This window comes from Candidatus Methylomirabilota bacterium (genome assembly GCA_003104975.1).
Lineage (GTDB): Bacteria > Methylomirabilota > Methylomirabilia > Methylomirabilales > Methylomirabilaceae > Methylomirabilis.
Genome location: PQAM01000010.1, coordinates 45,967 through 66,941 on the forward strand (window position 1 = coordinate 45,967; position 20,975 = coordinate 66,941).

Below are 20,975 nucleotides of genomic sequence, written 5' to 3' on the forward strand. Positions count from 1 at the left end.
CATGAGGCGCCTGATCCTCTCTAACAGCCGCCTCGGATTATATCGCGAATGCCCCCGCTGTTTCTGGCTGGAGCTGAACGCCGGGATCAAGCGCCCAGATACGATCTTTCCCAGTCTTCCCGGCGGGCTGGACCTCCTGTTCAAACGCTACTTCGACCGGTTCAGGGAGCGCGGCGAGCTGCCGCCTGAAGTCACAGGGAGGCTCCCTGGGAGATTACTTCCGGATTCACGAACCATCGATCAATGGCGCGACTGGCGACGCGGGATCCGCGCTGCGACGGCCTGGACGGATGTTGAGGTGATGGGCGCATTGGATGAGTGCCTGGTCGATGTGGCCGGCCTCTACTATCCGCTGGACTACAAGACCCGTGGGTATGCCCCGAAGGCCGATAGCCATACCTTCTATCAGGACCAGATGAACCTCTACACGCTCCTGTTGGAAGACAATGGCCATCAGACCAAACGGCTTGCATATCTGATCTACTATCATCCGGTCGAGGTCAAAGCGCACGGTCTCATTCAGTTTCAGGTCGACGTCCAGGAGGTACCGACCGATCCCGCCGCCGCCGAGGCGCTTGTGAAAGACGCCGTCGCGACGCTTCGCGGCCCCGCACCGGCCGCCTCATCGACATGCGGCTTCTGTCATTGGACTAATGCCGTCCGGGAGTGGGAGTCAACCCCGCGGTTAAACCTGTGAATTGACATCATGCCGGCATGCTGACATACTGTTGTTGGATTGATCCTTGCGGAGGAGCGTGATGAAGCGGACCCAAATTCAACTCGACGAGCGGACCTATGAGGCCCTACGAAGACGGGCCTTTGAAAAAGGGTGTTCCATGTCCTCTCTCGCCCGTGAGTTGATGGCCCGATCGCTCGGAACGAGCACAACCACACAGCAGCCTACCATTAAAGACTTCACCTTCATCGGCGCGGGGCGCTCCCGTCAAGGCCGATTGTCGCCGGTTTCGGAACGTCACGACGAGGCGCTGGCTGAGGCCCTGAAGGAAGAGCATCGTCGATGATCTTTCTGGATACGTCGGCGATCTACGCCATGGCCGACCAGGCGGACCCTCAACATGAGCGCGCTAAGGAACGGTTCGAAGCACTCCTCGACATGGGCGAGAGGATTCTCACGCACAACTACGTACTGGTCGAGACCATGGCCCTGATCCAGAGTCGGCTCGGCATGACGGCGGCCCTGAAGCTGGCCCACGACTGTCGTGTCTTTGATATCGATTGGATAGACGAGGCGACTCATGGGGAGGCTGTTCGTTGCTTAACCGAATCTGCTAAGCGGCGCGTAAGTCTGGTAGATCAGGTCAGCTTTTTGGTGATGCGGCGGCGAGGCGTCCGGACGGCGCTGGCCTTTGACCAAGACTTTGAGCGAGAAGGCTTTCAGGTATTCCCCGGAGGGAAATATACGGAGAGAGGGTGATGGTGAGATTACTGATTACGGCAACCCATGGGTACGATAACTCCACGCGGGCGGCGATGCCGTTTTTTGTGGCGAAGGGGGCGAAGGAGTCGGGGATCGATGTCGGCATCGTCCTGGCGCTCGATGCCACGGTGCTGATCAAGCCGGAACTGCGACAGCACGTCAAGCCCTACGGACTTCCGCCCCTTGACGAGCTGTTCCAATTTGCCGTCGACCATCAGGTCCCGATCTATCTCTGAGGGGGGTGAGCCCAGACCCGTGGGGTCTTGGATGCAGACCTCAAGCATGTACCGGGTATCGTGAAGATCGACATCAAGCGATACGCCCAACTACTGGTAGAATACGATCGATCGGTCACGTATTAGGAGACACCACAATGCGCGCGATTCGTATACATGAATTCGGCGGTCCTGACGTCCTTCGCTACGAGGAGGTCCCGCTTCCCGAACCGGGTGCCGGCGAGGCGCGGGTCAGGATCGAGGCCATCGGGATCAACTATATCGACGTCTATCAGCGGAAGGGCCAATACCCCGACTCGCTGCCGGTCATCCCCGGTCGGGAGGCGGCCGGCGTGGTCGATGCCGTCGGCCCCGGCGTGTCCGATCTTGCGCCGGGGACCCGCGTGGTCTATGCGATGCACGTGGGCTCCTACGCGGAGTATGCAGTGGTCCCGGCCCGGCGGTTGGTGCCGATCCCGGATGCCATGGATACGCGACTGGCGGCGGCCATGATGCTGCAGGGACTCACCGCCCACTATCTGGCCCACAGCACCTATCCGCTGAAGCCGGGAGACACCGCGCTGGTTCATGCGGCGGCGGGCGGCGTCGGCCTGCTTTTGGTCCAGATAGCCAAGCGGCGTGGCGCCCGGGTCATCGGGACCGTCTCGACGGAGGAGAAGGCGCGTCTGGCTATGGAGGCCGGGGCAGACGACATTATCCTTTACACGCAGGCCGACTTCGAAGCGGAGACCAGGCGCCTGACCGACGGTGAGGGCGTCCAGGTGGTCTACGACTCGGTGGGGCAGAGTACCTTCGATAAGAGCCTGAACTGTCTGAGACCGCGCGGCTACATGGTTCTTTACGGGCAGTCCAGCGGACCGGTCCCGCCGTTTAACCCCCAGGTACTGAGCGCCAAAGGTTCCCTCTTTCTCACCCGCCCCAACCTGATGCACTATGCCCTCGATCGCGCAGAGCTGCTGCAGCGGGCTGAGGATCTGTTCGGATGGATCCTTGCCGGCGTCCTGATCGTCCGGATCGACGCGTTCTTCCCGCTGGCTGAGGCCCCGCTTGCCCATCGCCGCCTTGAAGGGCGCGAGACCATAGGGAAACTGTTGCTGATCCCGTGATGCGCGCGGTTCGGTTTCTTTCGTCCACACTCCTGTTGCTGATGGGGCTGACATCGTGTGCGGGTGCAGACAACGCACAGGGGCTGCCGCTCCATCAGATCACGCTACCGCCCGGGTTTGAGATCGACGTTTACGCGAGCCCGGTTCCCAACGCCCGATCAATGACCCTGAGTCCGAACGGAACGCTGTTTGTCGGGACGCGTACGGCAGGGAATGTCTATGCCGTCGTCGACCGCGACAAAGACGGGCAGGCTGATGAAGTCGTTACGATCGCGCAAGGGCTGAATATGCCGAATGGCGTCGCCTTTCGAGATGGCGCGCTGTACGTGGCCGAGGTCGACCGGGTCCTGCGATACGACGATATCGAGGCCCATCTGAACGACCCTTCTGCGCCGGCGGTCGTGCATGACGGCTTCCCTAAAGATCGTCATCACGGCTGGAAGTTTATCGCATTCGGGCCGGACGACCGGCTGTACGTCCCGGTCGGCGCGCCATGTAACGTGTGCGAGCGCGACGATGCGCGCTACGCATCGATCATGCGCATGAGACCGGACGGGACCGGGCTGGAGATCTTTGCGCGGGGCGTCCGCAACACGGTCGGCTTCGATTGGCATCCAAAGACGCGCGAGCTGTGGTTTACGGACAACGGACGGGACTGGATGGGCGATGACCTGCCGCCGGATGAGCTGAACCGCGCGCCGCGGCCGGGCCTGCATTTCGGTTTTCCTTATTGCTACGGGCGGGTTGTTCCCGATCCAGGATTCGGGAAGGAGCGGAGGTGTGAAGAGTTTACCCCGCCCATACTCGATCTGGGGCCCCATGTGGCGGCGCTCGGTATACGCTTTTATACGGGGACGATGTTTCCGGATGCGTTTCGGGATCAGATATTTATCGCGGAACACGGGTCGTGGAATCGCAGTCGGCGGATCGGCTATCGTGTGATGCTGGCGCGGGTGACGACCCGACACGTACCGGAATATACGGTGTTTGCCGAGGGGTGGTTGCAGGGCAGCCATGCCTGGGGACGCCCCGTCGACCTACTGGTCATGCCGGATGGGGCCATGCTGGTATCGGACGACGAGGCGGACGTCATCTATCGGATCAGCTATAGAAAATAGGTGTCCAGTGTTCTGTTCCTGGAATTTGTTGTATATTTCTCGACGTCGTTCCAGCCAAGCCCGCATAGCGGGCGGAGCCGGAATCCAGGAAATAGTCTGGGGCCTGGATTCCTGCTTCCGCAGGAATGACGAGACCGAGGGCGCCGATGCCTTTATCGAATCTCTGGTTCACGATACCAGGGCAGGAATTATACATTTTGCGCGACAAGAAGAAAAATTCGTGGTAAAGATGTTAGGCTCTTTTGGGGGCCCGGGCAGATAGTGTCATGATGAAGGGTATCGATAAGCGATCGTCAACATCGGCTGTGATCAAAGAAAGGAGAGAGAGGGTGGGACACAGGGCCGGGAGATCATTGTCGTGGGTAGGGGCTATGACCGTTGCAATGGCATGTGCAGGCTTGGTTGTTGCGTCGGACGTCATGGCCGCCGATCCGTCATCGAGCGATGGAGGGACTGTTCAGCAGGTGGAAGGGGCGGTGTCGTTAGAGAAAGAGCAGGTGATCGAGGAGTACGACCCGTGGGAGCCGTACAACGAGAAGATGTTCAGCTTCAATCACGATGTGGTCGATCAATATGTCCTCAAACCTGTGGGGACGGTGTGGGATTATCTGCCTGACCCTGTGCAGGAAAGTCTCGGTAACGCCTTCGACAACGTCGCGATGCCTCGCCGCGTCGTCAATAATCTGCTGCAGGCGAAATTTAAGGGGGCCGGCACCGAGCTGACCCGATTCGGTATCAATACAACGGTTGGCGTCGTCGGACTTTTTGATGTGGCGAAGAAGTGGGGATTTGAAAAGCAGGATGCGGATACCGGTCAGACGCTGGGTAAATGGGGGGTGGGTCCCGGTCCGTATTTCGTCCTCCCCTTCTTGCCCCCGCTGACGGTTCGTGACGCCTTCGGCCTGGTGGCGGACGTGGCGATGGATCCGATTAATTACTTCGTCCCGTTGGCCGCATCGTTCGGGAGAAGGGGTGGAGAAACTGTCAATACTCGGTCGCAGAACCTGGAATTATACGAGAGTGTTGAAGAATCGACGGTCGACCTGTACAGTGCGGTGCGAAATGCGTACCTTCAGCGGAGGCAAAACGCGATCGAGCAATAATCGTAACTGCCGCGCCCCTATTCTTGTTCTGTAATGTGAAGCGGTGGTTCATGCGACGCCTCTTCCGACGGATGTGCTGTGAATTAAGTAGCGTGCTGAACTGTTCTCAGGAAAAAGGGCCGTTACCGATTCAGTACGTTCCGGATCAAGCCTCGTAGGACCCGGCCGGGGTAGCCGTGTCCGGAGATTCGGGTACGACCTCACGAGGTGTCTGCCGTCTTCTTCCCCACACCGGACTGGACGGTGACCTGATGACTCTCCGTCCGTTTGATGCTGTATATCCCTGCCCTTAATGATCCATACCGGCGCGTCACCGCTCTACGTTTGTCTCTCCGGACAGTACGAAAAATTTACTCACCCAAATGCAATTCCAACCATTCCGGATTGAGCCGCTTTCACCGCAACATGGTCAACTATGCGTCGTACCAACACCTTTCGAGGCGTCATACCACAGTTGAGCATGGCACGATAGTTGCCAGTGTACAGATATATTCACTGCGGTTCGAATCCGCCTTTTACCGAGTCCACATGATTTCCTCGACCGATCAAGTTCAAAGGTCATGGACGAACAGGCACCTTCTGTTGATCGGACACCAATGCATCCGAAGATCCCCCGGTTACTGCTCGTACTCGCGGGTGGTGCGGTCATTTGGGTGGTTTGGCATCTGGCGGCGGGCCGAGTATCCGGTCCTACGTTGCTGATTTACGCCGACGGCGCTCAACGGCCGATGGCCACCTTTAACGGGTCGGCATACGAACTGCGCGACGAGCGTCCCTTGAGCGCCTATCCTCCCCTCCTGATCGATGCGGTATTGCTCATGGAAGATCGGCGATTCTACGAGCATCATGGCGTCGACCTGCGGGCCGTTATACGGGCCGCATGGGCCAATGTGAGGCGTGGCACCATTGTACAAGGCGGAAGCACGCTGACTCAACAACTGGCCCGCCTGCAATATCTGAATCATGAGCGCACACTCTGGCGGAAGATCAAGGAGGCCGTCCTGGCCCTCGGTCTGGAAATCACCCTGTCGAAGCAGGAGATCCTGGAGCGATATCTCAATGAGGTCTATCTTGGCCAGTACGGGGGCTACGAGATACATGGGATGGCGGCCGCCTCACGCTACTATCTGAGCAAAGAACCGAGTACACTTCGTCCGGCCGAGTTGTCGCTGCTGGTCGGTCTGATCCGGTCGCCCAATACGGTTTCGCCTCTCGTCTCGCCACGACGCGCCGCCGAGCGTCGCGACCTGGTCCTCCGACGGCTGTGGGAGGAGCGGCGATTACGCGACACAGACTATCGCCGTGCTCTGCGGGAACCGGTACGGGTGGGGCGGGATTCGACGGTAGAGACGTCATTTTTTTTGGATTTTATCCGGAAAGAGCTGGGGGCTAAACTTCCTGGCGTCTCGGGCGGCAGGATGCTGAAGGTCTACACCACCCTTAACATGGCAACCCAACGGGCGGCTCATCAGGCGGTTGTGCGGGGGCTGGTAAAGCTGGACAAGGGGCGACGCACGGGACCGGAGCACCCGGTCGAGGGCGCGCTGGTTGCCCTGGATGTACAACATGGCGCCATCAAGGCGATGGTTGGCGGGAGGAACTATCAACGCAGCCAGTTTAACCGCGCCGTTCAGGCACGCCGACAGCCCGGCTCGCTGTTTAAGCCCTTCATCTATCTGGCGGCCTTTGAAACAGGACGCGGGGATGGTCGCGAGACGCTGACCCCTGCAACGCTCGTTCCCGATCGACCTCTGACGCACGTTATCGGGAATGAGCGATGGGCGCCGAAGAATTTCAATGATCGGTATCACGATTCGGTGCGGCTGCGTGAGGCGCTTGAGCAGTCCCTCAACAGCGCCACTGTGACACTCGGGGAGCGGATCGGGCTGGATCGTGTGGTGGAGCAGGCCAAGGTATCCGGCATCGAAAGTCCGCTTCAGCCGACCCCGGCCACACTATTGGGGGCCTCCGAGGTCACCGTTCTGGAAATTACCGCAGCGTATGGTACGCTCGCCAGGGGTGGGGAGTGGCGCAGACCCTACGCCATTAACAAGGTGGAGGATGGGTACGGGCAGGTGGTGTTCGAAGAGAAGCGCGAGGTACGGCGAGCGGCTTCACCCCAGGCCGCCTTCCTGGTGACGTCGATTCTTCGTGGCACAGTTGAACGGGGCACCGCTGCCTCGGCTCGCCGTCTGGGACTCACCAGGGAGGCGGCCGGTAAGACCGGGACCAGCAATGGGATGCGCGATGCCTGGTTTGTCGGTTATACGCCCGATCTGATTGCCGGCGTATGGGTCGGCATCGATTCCGGAGCACCCCTCCGGCGAACGGGAGCTCAGGCTGCGCTGCCGATCTGGACACAGTTTATAGAGCAGGCATCGGCTCGCTATCCTCCACGAAGTTTTCAGTCCCCGCCAGGGATTGTCACAACCAAGATCGATCCCGTCTCCGGTCTCCGCCTGACACCGGATTGCGAGGGCGGGGTAGAGGAGGTATTCATTCAGGGGACCGAACCCACAGCAAACTGTCCGGAGGGCGAGTTTGCGCTCCTCCAGTGGTTCCGTCGTCTCTTTTCCCGCTGATCCTTCAGAAACGGGGCTACCCCAATTGGGATAGCCTACCCCCTAAATCGGGTGGACAAGGAGGTGCGACAGTTGGCGATATCGTTCATTTCTGGCTGAGGTGGCGTGTAACATATCGGAAATATTCTGAAGGATCATTTGTTGCCATGGCCGTGAGATTTGGTATCCCCTATGCATGGAATTCGGGCGTAGTCACAATCGAGCTTGTGATCCCAGTAATGGGAAGGAGGCAATGAAAGCGATGATGAAGAAACTGGGTATTGTTATGATGGCAGGCCTCTTTACCGTCTCCGTGGCCGGTCTCAGTTTTGCCGACGAGAAGGCGGCACCGTCGCCCGCGGTGATCGGGACGCCCGCCCTGCCTGATGTGCGCAAGGAAGTAAAAGAGGAGATGAAGAGCATCAAGGGCAAGGCGAAGCAGATGAAGGAGCAGGCGACGACGGCTGTGACACCCCCCATCGTGGGGCCGGTTCCGACTGAAACGCCCGCCCTGCCTGATGTGCGCAAGGAAGTAAAAGAGGAGATGAAGAGCATCAAGGGCAAGGCGAAGCAGATGAAGGAGCAGGCGACGACGGCTGTGACACCCCCCATCGTGGGGCCGGTTCCGACCCCTATACCTCCAGCTTCTGGAGAGAAGAAGTAATCGCTCGTCTTCGGACGATCTGACGTCGAAACCAGGAAGGAGGTGATGTGAACAATGATGAAGAAACTGGGTATTGTTGTGATGGCAGGCCTCTTTACCGTCTCCGTGGCCGGTCTGAGCTTTGCCGATGAGAAGGGGTATAGTGCGGCACCTGCACCAGCCGCTGCCAACCCCTGTGCCGGCAAGGAGATGAAGAAGGACGAGAAGAAGAAGCGGGCGGCCAAGAAGGCGGACAAGAAGGCCGCCGAGACCCCGGCTGCCCCGGCGGCAGCCCCCGCAACAGAGAAGAAGTAATCACTCGTCTTTGGACGAGAGAATGTGACAGTCTGGAAGGAGGTGATTTGACGCGATGATGAAGAAACTGGGTATCGTAGTGATGGCAGGCCTCTTCACGTTCTCCGTGGCCGGTCTCAGCTTTGCCGACGAGAAGCCGCATGCCGCGGCGCCTGCGGCGGCTGCCAAGGAAGAGATGCAGGAAAAGGCTGCTCCCGCCAAGAAGGCAGGAAAGAAGAAGGCGGCGAAGAAGGAAGAGGCTCCAGCCCCCGCTCCAGCGGCGGCTCCAGCCCCTGCGCCTGCGGCGGCTCCTGCGAAGAAGTAAGATATTACTGCGTGCCAGAAGGCACCCCGCGCATAGCGGGGTGCCTTTTATTTTCTTGACATCGAGGTAGTGTGTAGGATTAGATAAGGCCCGTCTGCTGAAATCGGATGGGATCTGGGTCCGCCGAACGGCGGAAAACAGGGAAAACGGTGAAGCCCTCAACTTGGTCGGTGTAGGGCCAGGCCGTTGCTGCCCCGCAACTGTAAGCGGTGTTGAAATCTGCTGAACGCCACTGGTGAAAAAACAGGGTGGAGGGTGTAGCCATAAAACAGCTTTAACCCCCCTACACCCTGCTTTTCACTGGGAAGGCGCAGAGAGTAAGCTAAGCCGCGAGTCAGGAGACCTGCCCAGCCCTGAGGTGCTGATCACCTTCCGAGGGGAAGGGCGGCCTTGTCGCGTATCGGTTTGATTGCGGCGCAGGTATAGCGCTCGGTGTGGGTATAACAACCCCAATCCTCTTCGGAGGATTGGGGTTGTTTGTTGTGGAGGAGAGGTCTACATGCGATCAGCCTTCCATCCATTCGCGCTCAGCAGCCATGGGTAGACGTGCTCAGGCGATTGCAGTGTTGGGAACCGGGTCTGACGTCGGCAAGAGTGTTATCGTCGCCGGCCTCTGCCGTCTGCTGCATCGAGCAGGGGTTCGAGTGGCTCCCTTCAAAGCCCAGAACATGTCCTTGAACTCCTTCGTCACCGTCGAGGGAGGGGAGATGGGGCGGGCGCAGGTCCTGCAGGCCTATGCCTGTGGCCTGGTTCCGCATGTGGACATGAACCCGATCCTCCTCAAGCCCGAGGCGGACGATCGCTCGCAGGTCATCCTGTATGGGAAGGTCCTGGGCAGCCATGACGCCGGAGGCTACTTTACCCGCACCAGGGAGTTGTTCCGCTTCGTGAGGGCGAGCTATGAGCGCCTGGCCAGCCAGTACGAAGTCATCGTGGTCGAGGGGGCGGGGAGTGCCGCCGAGATGAACCTCCGCGACCGGGATCTGGTCAACTGGCCGGTGGCCGAACTGGCAGACGCGGGGGTCGTGCTGGTGGCTGACATCGACCGGGGTGGGGTCTTCGCCCAGGTGATCGGCACCCTGGATCTACTCTCCGCCGACGAGCGTGAGCGGCTGGTGGGGGTGATCGTGAACAAGTTCCGAGGTGACACTCGCCTGTTCGCGGACGGGGTTGCCTTTCTGGAAGCCCGCACGGATCTCCCAGTCCTGGGAGTCCTCCCCTTCCTGCGCGATCTGGAGCTGGATCAGGAGGATAGCGTTGAAGTGGAGCGGTACAGGCACACACGCTTTACCTCCCAAGGCGTGAACGTAGCGGTGACGCTGCTGCCACGGATGAGCAACTTCACCGATTTCAATGCCCTCGCCGCCGAGGGCGACGTGGCCTTGCGCTACGCGGCTTCACCTCGGGATATCCAAGGGGCAGACGTTGTGGTGCTTCCCGGGAGTAAGAACACGATCGCCGACTTGGAGCACCTGCGCCGTGCCGGTTTTGACGAGGCCCTGATGGCGCATGTGGATCGTGGAGGGGAGCTGGTGGGGATCTGCGGCGGCTATCAGATGCTCGGCCGTGTGATCGCTGACCCGCATGGTGTGGAGGCAGGTGGGCGGATGCAGGGTCTGGGGTTACTGGACGTAATCACTGAACTGCGGCCGCACAAGCGGACAGTGCAGATCGAGGCGCTTGCACTTCACGTAGAAGCGTTGCCGGACAGCATAGTTTCGGGGTACGAGATCCACATGGGTGTGACCCGCCGCGAGACCGCCATGCCCTGCTTCCGTATTCTGCGCCGCATTGGGCAGGCGGGTCCGGGAGGAGATCCCGCTTGGCAGGAGGAGCAAGAGGCTCTGGATGGCGCGATCCGTCAGGACCGACTCGTGTGGGGAACCTATATCCACGGCCTCTTCGACCGACCGGGCTTTCGCCGCCTGTGGCTCAACCGGCTTCGTGAGCGAAAGGGCCTGCCGCAGCTTGACACTGTGGTGTCAGAGGCCGTCGCGGCACGGCTGGCCTCCGCGCTCGATTGCTGGGCCGACCACATGGCGCAGCACGTAGATGTGGGTCGGATCTTCGCTGCGGTGGGGGTGGGCAAGGCGCTTGAAAGGGGGTGAGAGGAGACCGCACGATCAGAGATCTATTCGGAGTGAATTGAGCGCCCCTGGATGTAAGGGAAGCTGGTGGGTCATACCGCATAGCGCGGTTGGACAAAGCCAGCACGGTCCCGCCACTGTAAGTGGGGAGTCGCTCTGCACAATGCCACTGGCGTAAAAGCAGGGATTAGGGATTAGGGGTTAGGGTTTAGGGAACAGGAAGAGGATATAAGCTTTTCCCGGCCCCCAACCCCCATCGCCCATCCCCTGCTTTTCACTGGGAAGGCGCAGGGCCGGCAACGATCCACGAGTCAGGAGACCTATCCAGGGGAAAACGAGAACGTACCACCTTCGCGGATAAGGGGACGAATGATGATACGTTGGAGCGGTGTAGTCACGGCATGGCTGTGTGTGGCGATCTTGTGGTTCTGTGGACAGGGGAGTGCGTCGGGACAGATGCTCGGATTGGTTTCTGAAGAGGCGGTAGAGCTGGGGCCGGTGGTGGTGACGGCGACCAAGACCGAAGTCCCCGTGAAACAGGTGGCGGCGTCGGTTACCGTGATTACAAAGGAGGAGATCGAAGCGCGTCAGGTGACCCAGGTGTCGGATCTGCTCCGGGATGTTCCGGGCTTGAGCGTCAGGCAGCAAAGCAGCCGCGGCAGCATCGTGAGTATTTTTCCAAGAGGCGGCAACTCCAATTTCAATCTGGTGTTGATTGATGGGGTGAAGGTCAACGATGCTGGCGGCGCCTACGACTTTGGTGACTTCAGCACCGATAACATCGAGCGCATCGAAATTGTCCGAGGTCCCCACAGCGGGCTCTACGGCTCCGATGCTATGGGGTCGGTGATCCAGATCTTTACCAAGCGAGGCAAAGGGACGCCACGGGTCGAGGCCTCGTTTGGGGGCGGGAATCTGAAGACGTTTGAAGAGAAACTGAATCTCAGCGGGGGGGCGGGGCAGCTGGACTACTCGTTAGGGGTGGGACGAAGCGATACTGATGGGCACCTCCGCCTCAATAATCACTTTGGCGTCACAACGGTAACCAGCCGTGTCGGTTTTACGCTTGAGAAAACGTTGGATCTGGGTCTTACCGTCCGATACACAGACAGCGATCTCAATTTTCCCACCCAGACCGGTGGCGATCGGTTCGGCGTGCTTGATCCAAACCAATCCAGCCACCAGCAACGGCTGGTTGTCAGCGGCAAAGCCGGCCACTCGCTGACACCATGGTGGCAGCAGACGCTGCAACTCGGCTGGTACCGGCGCAACTTTGCGTTCGATGATCAGTTCGATCCAGTGGATCCCCGCACTGGGGAACTCGTCGATTTCTCTGCCTTCCACAGCAAGAGCGAAGAGCGTCGGTTCTCCCTCGATTACTCCTGGAATCTGACTGCTCCCACCGTGCTGGATGTCTCCAGCCTCCTGACCGTCGGCTTTGCCTTCGAGCGCGAGGAGTTCGATCAGCGGGCCGCCGCTACCGAGACCGATTTTCCTTTTGCAAGCGCGAACGAGGCCACGCGGGACAATAAAGCCGGCTATCTCCAGGGCCAGCTCGACTGGAGGAAGCAGCTTTTCCTGACGGCGGGATTCCGGGTTGACGGCAACAGCACCTTCGGGACTGAGGTGACGCCAAGAGTTTCGGTAGCGTGGATTATGCCGTATGTGGGGACCAAGCTGAGGGGTGGGTACGGAGAGGGGATCAAGGAGCCGAGTTTCATTGAGAATTTCGGCGACGGGAGTCAGTTTGTCGTCGGCAATCCCGACTTGCAACCGGAGCGCTCCAGGAGCTGGGAGGTCGGGCTGGACCAGCCGCTGCTTCAGGGTCTGGCCGATGTCTCAGTGACGTACTTTCACAACCGTTTCAGCGACCTGATCGCCTTCATTTTCAGCCCCACGCCCGGCTGTGCGGCCAGCTTCTGTAACGTCCAGAAAGCGAAGGCGGAAGGGGTCGAGTTGGCTGCGACCATCCGCCCAGGGTACGGCCTGACTATCGGCGGCGCCTACACCTTCCTGGATACGAAAGTACTCGACGATGGCGGCATCGACTCCGTCGCGCTGCGGGAGGGTAAGCGGCTGCTCCGCCGACCCAGGCACGCCGGGAATCTTTCCATTGACTACGTATGGGATCGCCTGCATACGAGCCTGACGACCACGTTTGTCGGTGACCGGCCGGATATCTTCACCGATCCGGCTACCTTTGTCACCAGGCGGGTGACCGCAGAGGGCTACACGACTGTGGACCTGGCAGGCTCGTATCTCCTGTTGAAGGACGCCCGCCATCTGCGGGAGCTCACACTGTTCGGAAGAATCCAGAATCTCTTCAATCGGAATTACCAGCAGGTCGCCGGCTTTTCGGCGCCGGGCATCACCTGGTTGTTCGGCCTGAAGGGCAGCCTATGACGTGCCGGGCGATTCTGCTGGGCTGGATTGCACTGTTGCTGTGGGGAGTTGCCGACGCATCTCCCCTCACGATTGTCGATGACGCAGGGCGGTCCGTGACATTGAGCGGGCCGCCCAAGCGGATCATGACGCTCACGCCGGGCCATACCGAGATCCTGTTCGCCTTGGGTGCCGGGGACCGCATCGTCGCCGTCGATCAATGGAGCGACTTTCCAGCCGCGGCGAAGGTCAAACCACAGATTGCTCCCTTCACCCCCAACCTGGAGCAGGTCCTGCGTCTCCATCCCGACCTGATTCTCTCAACTCATGGGGGCGCCGACCTGCTGCTGCCCCTCGAGCGGCACGGGATCAGGGTGATGATCTTTGCACCGCGAACACTCGAACACCTTTACCGAAATATCCTTCTGATCGGACGGATCGCGGACGCTGAGGCGCGAGCCGAGAGCTTGGTCGGCGCCATGCGGCAGCGGGTAGCCGCGGTGGTGGCGAAGGTGCGAGACGCCCCCAGGCCCACACTCTTCATCGAGGTTGATGGCACCGATCCGGACCGTCCCTTCACAGCCGGTCCCGGATCATTTATCGATGTCCTTGTGCGACTTGCAGGCGGGGTCAACGTTGCTGCGCATTCGCGGACGGCGTGGCCACAGTTCAGTCTTGAAGAGCTTGTCAAGGCGGATCCCGACCTGATCATCCTGGCTGACCCTCTTGCGCCTGTAAACCCCGACGCGCCGGGACTGGCGGCTCGACGCCCGGGATGGGGACGCTTGCGGGCAGTACGTCTTGGAGCGGTCGCTGCGATCGATGCGAACCTGATCAGTCGGCCAGGGCCAAGGATTGTTGAGGGTCTCGAGCGGTTGGCCGGGCTGGTTCACTCGGACCGGTTTCGATGAAACAGCACTCGCGCCCCGCGCCCCGCATCTATGTTGCCTTGTCGGTCTTGCTCCTGTTGGCGCTGCTTATCGGTGTGATGCAGGGCGCGGTTGCCTTATCGCCGGTCACCATTCTCCGCATCCTGCTTCGATCGATCGGCATTTCGCTTGGCCCGGTCACTTGGGAGGGCGCGGACGAGACAATCCTGTTGGAGCTTCGGCTGCCAAGGGTCCTGGGTGGGGCATTGGTGGGTGCGGCGTTGGCGACCGCCGGTGTACTGTTCCAGGGATTACTCCGCAACCCGCTCGCCGATCCGTATATCATCGGCACATCGGCCGGCGCAGGCTTCGCCGCGACAGTGGCCATGCTTATCCTGCCTCCGGCCTCCATCCTCGGCTTCGGATCGGTTGCGCTTTCAGCCTTTGCGGGCGGCCTGCTGGCGGTGCTGCTGGTCTACCGGCTTGCGCGGGTAGATGGACGCGTTTCGCCGGTCACCCTGCTGCTCGCCGGAGTCGTTGTCAACACCGTCCTTGGCTATCTGGGTTCGTTGAGCATCGTGCTCTTCGAGGGAAGCGAGTTTCGACTCCGTCACGTCTTTACCTGGCTCATGGGTGGGATCGCCGTTCACGATCTGCGACAACTGTTGGCGGTGGGGCCGATCATTGTCGCAGCGATTATTGTAGCGTACGGATTTGCGGCGTCGCTCAATGCTCTGACGATAGGAGAGGAAGGGGCGCAGGCCCTGGGGGTCGATCTGGACCGAGAGGTCGGCCGAATCATCGCCCTTGGCGCGTTGCTGACAGGTGCTGCGGTCAGCGTCGGCGGCCTGATCGGATTCCTTGGGCTGGCTGTTCCGCACATTCTGCGCCTGCTGGTCGGATCCGATCACCGACGGCTCTTACCGACTTCGGCCTTGGCCGGTGCGACCCTTTTGGTATTGGCGGATACGGCGGCGCGCTCCATTGCGGCCCCGGCCGAACTCCCTGTGGGAATCTTTACGGCTCTGCTCGGCGGTCCCCTTTTTCTTGTCCTGCTCCGGCGGGACGGAAGGGAGTCAGGGTGGCGATGAGACCGGAGATCCGGCTCGACGGCGTTCGTTTCACCTACTCGAGCGGATCCGGGCTCACCCGGATCGATCTGAGTGCGGAACGTGGCGAACGGATCGCGATTCTGGGTCCGAACGGCGCCGGTAAAACGACGCTCCTGAAGGTGATGCTGGGTCTGTTGCACCCACAGGAGGGCACGGTCTCTTTTGAGGGTCAGGACCTGAGCCGGATGAGCCGGGCAGAGCTGGCGCGGGCGATGGCCATGGTTCCCCAGGAGCTGCTGCTGCCTTACGCCCTTACGGTCAGGGAGGTCGTCCTGCTTGGGCGTACACCGTATCTGCATCGCTACCGCGGTCCCGCGCGCGAAGACCTGGATGCGGTCCGGTCGGCCATAGCCGCCGTCGACCTCGTCTCTACTGCCGAACGGCCGTACAACGAGCTATCCGGTGGAGAACGGCAACGGGCGATCCTGGCAATGGCCATGGCTCAGCAACCGCGTCTGCTGCTGCTTGATGAACCGACCCGTTCCCTTGACCTGCATCACCAGATCCGAATCCTCTCGTTGATCCGGGATTTGAGTCTCCGTGGAGGGCCGACGGTCATCGCGTCCATGCATGACCTGAATCTGGCATCGCTCTACTTCAGTCGGCTGGTTCTTCTGTCATCCGGTCATATTGTGGCGGATGGCCCCCCGGAAAAGGTCATCCGTCCGGATACGATTCGAGAGGTTTTTGATGTACCGGTGCTGGTACGGCGGCATCCCGAAGTCGATAGACCCTGGGTGACCCTTCAGTCGGACCTCCGCGATACGAGTGCTGCTCGTGGAGACGCCTCGACAGAGGCGATCAACCCTTGACAAATACGACGGCTGCAGACTATTGTAACGGCCAGTGTTGAGAGTCAGGATTCACGATAGCGGGTTGCGAATGTTCACGGCGACGCATCCGCAGATCCGCAACTTTCTTGTCTTTTCGCTGCTGGCGCATCTGCTGTTGCTTGGCCTGTTCAGCATATTGCGGCAGTCCGTCCAGCTTCCCGCCGATCGACCGCTTCAGGTCCGGATTGTCGACCAGTCGGTTCGAACGTCGCCGTCGCCCTCGACTGATCGCAGAACGCTCGGGAAGGTCACCGCGCGCGCACACCGGCGTGCGAAAAAGGCCGGCCTACCAAGAACGCCCAGAAGTTCACGTATCCCGCATCTTGCATCGGCGTCCCCTCGTCGAGCGGTCGCGACCCCACCTGCCGCATCGACTGCGGCAGCGGGACCGGGTACCGCGTCTGCCCATCGCGCTGCCCTCACGCCGTGGACGCCGCCCCCGTTGCGGACGCTGCAAGGGTCGGCCGTCCCTACCGGGCCGAAGACCGTCCAGGTAGAGCCGCTTGAGGGTGAGGGTACCGGAGGATCCGGCCGCTCGTCGAATCTCAGGGGCCAACTGGCCACACTCTGGAAAAGCCTCGATGTCGGTCAATATCCTGGTCAGGGGGCCGATACGGGCGAGGAGGGCGATACCGGCTCAAACGGGGGACCGACGGTCTCGTTGGACAGCCAGGATTCTCGGTTTGCCTCCTATCTGCTTGGGGTGAAACGGCGAATTGAAAGTGTGTGGAGCTATCCTCGGGAGGCGCGAGGCCTCACCGGGAACCTGATCGTGACCTTCGGGATTACCCGCGATGGACGCTTGGGTGATCTGCGGCTTACCCAGACGTCCGGTATCGCCCCGCTGGACAATGAGGCGATTCGAGCGATTCGAGAGGCCAACCCCTTTATGCCCTTTCCTGAGCAGATGCGCTTCGAGCGACTCAATATCCGAGCAGCATTCTACTACCATGTCAGTCGGACCACCCTCAGAAATCAATAGTACGTACGCCTATCGCAGCATGACCGATCTACCCGCGGTGGCGTAGTATCCGACCCTCTGGAGCGGGCAATGGAAGGTTTTGACGGCTCACCGGCTCCATGGTATAAAAAAGACATGGCAAGCTGGCTCGATCCGGAAGAGGAAGTGCTCTTTTTCCTTGAGCGGGAGATGGCAGGTGTGTTTGCCATCAGCGAGGGACGCCTGTTTGACGGAACCGTCCGTTTCCAGGGAAAACTACTGATCGACCCCGGCCAGGCGGTGGCCGAGTTGACGCAGCGACTGGCGCCCCACGGCTATTATCCCCTGCTCCGAAGCGAGGAGGACCTGACAATCCTCCGAACGAGGCCCGTGACGCGTCTGTTTCGAACGGGTCCGTGGGTCAACGTCGTCCTGCTGTTGACGACCCTTGTCACGACGGTGTTTGTAGGGGCGGTCAATCGCGGCGTCGATCCCTTTACGGATCCGTGGTCGCTGATGCGGGGACTGCCTTTTGCGATCAGCCTGCTGTTGATCCTTGGCGTACATGAACTGGGACACTACTTCACCGCTCGACGCTACGGGATTACCGTCACACTTCCCTATTTTATCCCCGCTCCGGTCGGACTCGGGACCTTCGGGGCCTTCATCAAGATGAAGTCGCCGGTGACCGATCGTCGGGCCCTTTTTGACGTCGGGATTGCGGGACCGCTGGCAGGGCTGTGTGTGGCGCTGCCGGCCATCGTTGTGGGACTGCACTGGTCTGAGCTGATTACGACCGATTCGACGGGACATGTCGGCATTGCGCTGGGGTCGCCGCTTCTGTTTTCGCTTCTCCAGTGGTTGACGCTGGGGCCGATACCGGAAGGAGGCGACGTCCTGTTGCACCCGGTGGCGTTTGCCGGCTGGATCGGCCTGTTCGTGACGGCGCTGAATCTGCTTCCTATCGGTCAATTGGATGGCGGCCATATCGCATATGCATTGGTCGGCAGGCATCATCGGAAGGTGGCGATCGTCGCCCTGCTTGCGCTCTGTATCATGGGGATTGTGTATTGGCCTGGGTGGCTGTTCTGGGCGTCGCTCTCTCTGATCCTTGGGCTGAGGCATCCGCCGCCGCTTGATGATGTGACCAGGCTGGACGACCGCCGGAGGCTGGTGGGCCTTGCGGCGCTCCTGCTGTTGGTGAGCGTGATCACCCCATCCCCCTTCAATTTCTCAGAGTCGTAGACCCCTCATGTTGAAGCATCTGCTGTATCGTCTGTACGAAGGGCGGCTGTTGCAGGAGGTTCGAGACGGGGAGTTGCCCCGGCACATCGGTCTGATCCTCGACGGCAACCGGCGATACGCGCGCGAGAGAGGCTATTCGACGCTTCTTGAGGGCCACCGAAGAGGGGCGGAGAAGTTGGAGGAGGTGCTGAACTGGTGCGAAGAACTTGCGATCAGTATGGTCACGGTGTGGATCTTTTCCACCGAGAATGTGTCCAGGAGTCAGGAGGAGGTGGACGACCTCCTCGCACTGATCGAGAAAAAGATGCGCGACATTGCTCGGGACCCCAAGGTGCACCGGAAGCGGATGCGGATCAGGGCTATCGGTAAGATGGATCTTCTGCCTCAGTCCACGGTGCAGGCGATCCAGGAGGCCGAGGATGCGACGCGGGACTATGACGCCTTCTACCTGAATGTCGCCGTGGGGTACGGCGGACGACAGGAGATCGCGGATGCCGTCGCGACCATGCTCCGCGACAAATCGGCAAGAAGAATCCCGATAGAGACGATCATCGATGAGATCTCTATCGATGAAATCGGCAAATACCTGTATACTTATGACCTCCCCGATCCGGATCTCATCATCCGGACCAGCGGCGAGGTACGGCTGAGTGGGTTTCTGCTCTGGCAGAGCGCGTACAGCGAGTATTACTTTTGTGATGCCTACTGGCCGGTCTTCAGAAAGATCGACTTTCTCCGAGCCATTCGAAGTTTTCAGCAGCGCGAACGCCGGTTTGGGGTATGAGGAAAGAGTCGTTCCACGTTTGAGCTTCGAGGTTCGGATGGCGTCGGCGTCAGGAGGATACCAGCATGAAAACTATCAGACGAACGTCAGCACTCCTTGCGCTGTGCCTCTTGGTGCAGACGGCGGCGGCGTCCTGGGCAAGGGCTGAGGAGACGACGATAGGGGCGGATCTGTCCGCCGGCGCGATCAGCGTGATTGCCACCGTGATCACGGTACCGCTCAAGCTGGTCACGTGCGCGCTGACTGTGGCCCTTGGCGGAACGGCCTATGGGATTACCATGGGGACCAGCGAGACCATTCGGGAAGAGCTGGTGGCCGGGACCAACTACACCTGCGGGGGGCGATACTATGTGTCGCCGCAGCAGGTCAAGCAACTTGCGACAGAGTCAGAACTATACAGGTAGTCGTCATCAATAATCTATGGGGCAGCCGTGCAACGCGCTTTCGAGGTGGCAGAGCGGCTCCCCGAACCTGTTGGAGGCGCCAATGAAAATGTCCTTACGAGCTGTTGCGCTTGCGTTGGTGATATCGACGGCCCTCACCACCCAGGCTGTGGCGGGAGAACTCGCCGCGTCCTCGCCGGGTCAGAAGGCGTTACGGGGGACGGCAAATCTCTTCCTTGGGTTGATCACGGAATGGCCCAAGGCGATCTGCTATGAGGCGCGAGAGCAGGGTCCATTACTCGGGATTCCGACCGGTTTCCTGGCAGGTTTTGGTCTTGGATTGATGCGGACAGGTGCCGGGATATGGGAACTCGCGACCTTTCCGATCCCGATCCCGGCCGACTACAAGCCGCTCTTGAGCCCGCGCTATCCCTTTGAGCCGGGGCGGACGGTGGTATCGCCCGCGCTCATCGCGCGACCGCAACAGTAGGGGCGATTCGTGAATCGCCCCTACACGCCTCCAGGGTCTACGGAACGCGACGCTATCTCTTAACCAGCCTCAACGCGATCGAATTGATGCAGTAGCGCAGATATGTGGGCGGCGGTCCGTCCGGAAACACATGACCCAAGTGTGCCCCGCACCGTCGACATCGGACCTCGGTGCGTCGCATGGAAAGACTGGTGTCTTCCTCGGCGCTGATCCGCTCAGGCGCAAGGGGAGCCGCAAAGCTCGGCCACCCGGTCCCTGAGTCGAACTTGGCCTGGGCATCGAACAGTTCACTGCCGCAGCAGACGCACTGATAGATCCCGTCTTCCGTACAGTCGTAGTATTCCCCAGAAAACGGTCGTTCCGTCCCCTTCTGCCGACAGACATAAAACTGCTCCGGCGTCAGCCGCGCCTTCCACTCCTCGTCACTCTTTGGCAGCGTGTCATTCATCGGTACATGTCGTTTATGTCGGGTGACGCAGACCGGAGAGATCAACGCGCCACTGCTCCTCTTCGAGGTAGAAGTGAAGGTTGATCCGATACGACTGCTCCGTGGCGGATCCGGGGAGGCTCTTGGTCTCGAAAAGTAGTGTAGCCGACACGACGACGTGACCGGACGATACCGGTCTGATCTCGACATGACGAAGCCGCTTATCGCAGCATGCAAGCTGCCACCGACTGCCAGCCATCTTCTGAGCGAATTCGTCCTTCGAGATGACGGAGCGGCTCTGACGTGTGCCCTGTTCCCACATCGACCACCATTCCCGATAACCCCACTGATCAAGGAGCTGCTGAAAGCGGGCCTGAACGATGTCGACGTGAGTCGCACTCTCAGTAGCGAAGGTGTAGACCGTTGGAAGCACCAGAAACCACAATGAGAGCGTTATGACGATTATGGTCCCGGCTTTCATAAAGGATGGGGGGCCTCCCTGTGATATGATGTGGTGCCGAAGCGGGGACTCGAACCCCGATGAGCGAACGCTCACTGCGCCCTGAACGCAGCGCGTCTACCAATTCCGCCACTTCGGC

22 protein-coding genes, 1 tRNA gene, 1 pseudogene and 2 riboswitches are annotated in these 20,975 nt (G+C 60.3%); of the genes and pseudogenes, 21 read left to right on the forward strand and 3 right to left on the reverse strand.

The window, feature by feature from the left end; genetic code table 11:
• The first annotated feature begins 1 nt into the window (after position 1).
• The 21 genes and pseudogenes from C3F12_07050 to C3F12_07150 all read left to right on the forward strand — a co-directional run bounded on the left by C3F12_07050 (position 2) and on the right by C3F12_07150 (position 19,949).
• Positions 2-697 (forward strand): hypothetical protein, encoded by a 696-nt coding sequence (locus tag C3F12_07050; protein PWB45836.1) that lies wholly within the window; start codon positions 2-4, stop codon positions 695-697.
• A 61-nt stretch (positions 698-758) separates the two neighbouring features.
• Entirely contained in the window at positions 759-1,022 is a 264-nt protein-coding gene (locus C3F12_07055) for a hypothetical protein (protein ID PWB45837.1), read from the forward strand.
• On the forward strand, positions 1,019-1,435 hold the full coding sequence (locus C3F12_07060; protein PWB45838.1) for a VapC toxin family PIN domain ribonuclease: 417 nt from the start codon (positions 1,019-1,021) through the stop codon (positions 1,433-1,435). Before C3F12_07055 ends, C3F12_07060 begins: the two co-directional genes overlap by 4 nt.
• Positions 1,435-1,674 (forward strand): hypothetical protein, encoded by a 240-nt coding sequence (locus C3F12_07065; GenBank protein ID PWB45839.1) that lies wholly within the window; start codon positions 1,435-1,437, stop codon positions 1,672-1,674. Before C3F12_07060 ends, C3F12_07065 begins: the two co-directional genes overlap by 1 nt.
• A gap of 137 nt (positions 1,675-1,811) precedes the next feature.
• Positions 1,812-2,780: an NADPH:quinone reductase gene (locus C3F12_07070; protein ID PWB45840.1), complete on the forward strand. Its 969-nt coding sequence runs from the start codon at positions 1,812-1,814 to the stop codon at positions 2,778-2,780.
• Positions 2,780-3,898 (forward strand): sorbosone dehydrogenase, encoded by a 1,119-nt coding sequence (locus tag C3F12_07075; protein PWB45841.1) that lies wholly within the window; start codon positions 2,780-2,782, stop codon positions 3,896-3,898. Before C3F12_07070 ends, C3F12_07075 begins: the two co-directional genes overlap by 1 nt.
• A 266-nt stretch (positions 3,899-4,164) precedes the next feature.
• The gene (locus C3F12_07080; protein PWB45842.1) at positions 4,165-5,001 is read left to right on the forward strand and encodes an ABC transporter; all 837 of its coding nucleotides are present in this window, start codon (positions 4,165-4,167) and stop codon (positions 4,999-5,001) included.
• Between the two features lie 560 nt (positions 5,002-5,561).
• Positions 5,562-7,583, forward strand: coding sequence for a transpeptidase-transglycosylase (locus C3F12_07085; protein ID PWB45843.1), 2,022 nt, complete (start codon positions 5,562-5,564; stop codon positions 7,581-7,583).
• Positions 7,584-7,824: 241 nt separating this feature from the next.
• Positions 7,825-7,917, forward strand: a pseudogene (locus tag C3F12_07090) (histone).
• A gap of 363 nt (positions 7,918-8,280) precedes the next feature.
• Positions 8,281-8,520, forward strand: coding sequence for a histone (locus C3F12_07095; GenBank protein ID PWB45844.1), 240 nt, complete (start codon positions 8,281-8,283; stop codon positions 8,518-8,520).
• Positions 8,521-8,575: 55 nt separating this feature from the next.
• Complete coding sequence (locus tag C3F12_07100) at positions 8,576-8,824, forward strand: histone (protein PWB45845.1); 249 nt, start codon at positions 8,576-8,578, stop codon at positions 8,822-8,824.
• Positions 8,825-8,923: 99 nt separating this feature from the next.
• Positions 8,924-9,190: riboswitch (cobalamin riboswitch) on the forward strand.
• A 170-nt stretch (positions 9,191-9,360) separates the two neighbouring features.
• Positions 9,361-10,932, forward strand: a complete 1,572-nt coding sequence (locus tag C3F12_07105; GenBank protein PWB45846.1) for a cobyric acid synthase — start codon at positions 9,361-9,363, stop codon at positions 10,930-10,932.
• Positions 10,933-10,964: 32 nt separating this feature from the next.
• Positions 10,965-11,254, forward strand: a riboswitch (cobalamin riboswitch).
• 26 nt (positions 11,255-11,280) lie between these two features.
• Positions 11,281-13,314: a hypothetical protein gene (locus C3F12_07110; GenBank protein ID PWB45847.1), complete on the forward strand. Its 2,034-nt coding sequence runs from the start codon at positions 11,281-11,283 to the stop codon at positions 13,312-13,314.
• Positions 13,311-14,204, forward strand: a complete 894-nt coding sequence (locus tag C3F12_07115) for an ABC transporter substrate-binding protein (GenBank protein ID PWB45848.1) — start codon at positions 13,311-13,313, stop codon at positions 14,202-14,204. The genes C3F12_07110 and C3F12_07115 overlap by 4 nt, the downstream gene beginning before the upstream one ends.
• Positions 14,201-15,253, forward strand: a complete 1,053-nt coding sequence (locus tag C3F12_07120) for an iron-dicitrate ABC transporter permease (protein PWB45849.1) — start codon at positions 14,201-14,203, stop codon at positions 15,251-15,253. The genes C3F12_07115 and C3F12_07120 overlap by 4 nt, the downstream gene beginning before the upstream one ends.
• The gene (locus C3F12_07125) at positions 15,250-16,086 is read left to right on the forward strand and encodes an iron dicitrate ABC transporter ATP-binding protein (GenBank protein PWB46385.1); all 837 of its coding nucleotides are present in this window, start codon (positions 15,250-15,252) and stop codon (positions 16,084-16,086) included. The genes C3F12_07120 and C3F12_07125 overlap by 4 nt, the downstream gene beginning before the upstream one ends.
• A gap of 70 nt (positions 16,087-16,156) precedes the next feature.
• Positions 16,157-17,089, forward strand: a complete 933-nt coding sequence (locus C3F12_07130) for a hypothetical protein (protein ID PWB45850.1) — start codon at positions 16,157-16,159, stop codon at positions 17,087-17,089.
• Between the two features lie 114 nt (positions 17,090-17,203).
• Entirely contained in the window at positions 17,204-18,292 is a 1,089-nt protein-coding gene (locus tag C3F12_07135; GenBank protein PWB46386.1) for a site-2 protease family protein, read from the forward strand.
• 7 nt (positions 18,293-18,299) lie between these two features.
• Positions 18,300-19,076 carry a di-trans,poly-cis-decaprenylcistransferase gene (uppS, locus tag C3F12_07140; GenBank protein PWB45851.1) on the forward strand — a complete coding sequence of 259 codons (777 nt, stop codon included), beginning with the start codon at positions 18,300-18,302 and terminating at the stop codon, positions 19,074-19,076.
• 65 nt (positions 19,077-19,141) lie between these two features.
• Complete coding sequence (locus C3F12_07145) at positions 19,142-19,480, forward strand: hypothetical protein (protein PWB45852.1); 339 nt, start codon at positions 19,142-19,144, stop codon at positions 19,478-19,480.
• A gap of 82 nt (positions 19,481-19,562) precedes the next feature.
• The gene (locus C3F12_07150) at positions 19,563-19,949 is read left to right on the forward strand and encodes an exosortase system-associated protein, TIGR04073 family (protein PWB45853.1); all 387 of its coding nucleotides are present in this window, start codon (positions 19,563-19,565) and stop codon (positions 19,947-19,949) included.
• 52 nt (positions 19,950-20,001) lie between these two features.
• On the opposite strand, the gene msrB is transcribed toward C3F12_07150, so the two are convergent.
• The 3 genes from msrB to C3F12_07165 all read right to left on the reverse strand — a co-directional run bounded on the left by msrB (position 20,002) and on the right by C3F12_07165 (position 20,975).
• Positions 20,002-20,397 carry a peptide-methionine (R)-S-oxide reductase gene (gene msrB, locus C3F12_07155; GenBank protein ID PWB45854.1) on the reverse strand — a complete coding sequence of 132 codons (396 nt, stop codon included), beginning with the start codon at positions 20,395-20,397 and terminating at the stop codon, positions 20,002-20,004.
• Positions 20,398-20,410: 13 nt separating this feature from the next.
• A complete protein-coding gene (locus tag C3F12_07160; GenBank protein PWB45855.1) occupies positions 20,411-20,857 on the reverse strand; it encodes a hypothetical protein in 447 nt (148 codons plus the stop codon).
• A gap of 31 nt (positions 20,858-20,888) precedes the next feature.
• Positions 20,889-20,975, reverse strand: a tRNA-Leu gene (locus C3F12_07165).